This window comes from Vibrio sp. 1402 (assembly GCF_033340275.1).
In genome coordinates, this window is sequence record NZ_JAWOWE010000278.1 from 1 (window position 1) to 702 (window position 702).

The window sequence follows — 702 nt, forward strand, 5'->3', positions numbered from 1 at the left end:
AAAACGCATTTCTCAAGAAGATATGGCCATCATCAAAGAAGCCATTCGTCTGTCTGCATCGTCAATTAACTCGCAACCATGGAAATTCATCGTTATTGAAAGTGATGAAGCGAAACAACGCTTCCACAGCACGTTCGCGAACAAACACCAATTTAACCAACCCCACGCAACCACGGCGTCGCACACTATCCTTCTTGCTTACGATCCTAAGTTCACAAAAGAGAAGTTTGCAAAACGCGTGGATGCCGAAGTCACTTCAGGTCACCTACCAGCAGATATGTACAACACCTTTATGGGCGCATACGCATTTGCCGAAGCGAACACCGATGAAAATGGCTTCAACGGTCATTGGACTAAGGCGCAAGTTTACATCGCACTGGGTAACCTACTGCACACATTAGCGCGCCTTGGTATTGACTCAACTCCAATGGAAGGCGTTGATCCTGAGCTGATTGGCGAAGAATTTAAAGACGAGTTGGAAGGCCACGTTTGTGAAGTTGCGCTGGCGATCGGTTACCACAAAGATGGTGAAGACTACAATCACGGTTTACCTAAAGCGCGTATGGCATTGGATGATGTTATCACCACGCTATAAAAGCTGATTGAAATCATCATTGTTGAATGAACAAGCCGCACATTGATGTGCGGCTTGTTTGTTTTGAGTGTAATTTGAGTTGAGTATCGCTTTCAGTTCAGACGTTT

The 702-nt window shown here is 45.3% G+C and carries 1 protein-coding gene; it reads left to right on the top strand.

The features are described from left to right. On the top strand, window positions 1-595 hold a 595-nt coding region (locus tag R7044_RS25545), incomplete at its 5' end, for an NAD(P)H-dependent oxidoreductase (RefSeq protein ID WP_225456038.1). Between the last annotated feature and the right edge of the window lie 107 nt (window positions 596-702).